Consider the following 626-nt stretch of genomic DNA (forward strand, 5'->3'; position numbering starts at 1 on the left):
CAAGCACTTGAAGGCGGTGTAATTGGCTGGCGTAAAGAAAGTGAGCTACCAACTATCGCAGCTGACATCATACCCAGTTTGGCCATTCAGGAGCCCTCATCACTTATTCGTACCGGAAGTGGCTTCCACATTGTTACCGTGCTAGATAAACGCGGTGGTCAGGAAAAGCTAATTGAGCAATCGCAAGTCAGACATATTCTGATTTCACCAAGCGAGATTAGAACTGAAGAAGAAGCAAAAGAAATCATCTACAAACTTCACGAACGCCTACTGGGTGGAGACGACTTTGCTGCCATAGCCAAGTCCAATTCAGATGACCCGGCTTCCGCTATTGATGGTGGTAATCTTGATTGGGTTAATCCTGGTCAAATGGTTCCTGCTTTTGAACAAACAATGACTCAGACAAACGTAGGCGAGTTAAGTGAGCCTTTCCGTTCTCAATTTGGCTGGCACATCCTTCAAGTAACAGAGCGACGCGTGAAAGATATGGCAGAGTTGATTCAGAATAACCAGGCTCAGCAAACCCTACATCGCCGCAAATTTGAAGAGGAGCTATCCAACTGGCTGCTCGAAATAAAGGGCGAAGCTTATATCGAAATTAAAGAAGAGTTTGCAGAAGAATCCTA

The 626-nt window shown here is 45.4% G+C and carries 1 protein-coding gene; it reads left to right on the top strand.

Translation table 11 applies throughout. From position 1 onward, the window contains the following. The coding region (locus A3757_RS22465) for a peptidylprolyl isomerase (protein WP_197470229.1) at positions 1 to 626 on the top strand (626 nt) is incomplete at both ends.

The sequence above is a fragment of the Oleiphilus sp. HI0117 genome, assembly GCF_001635235.1.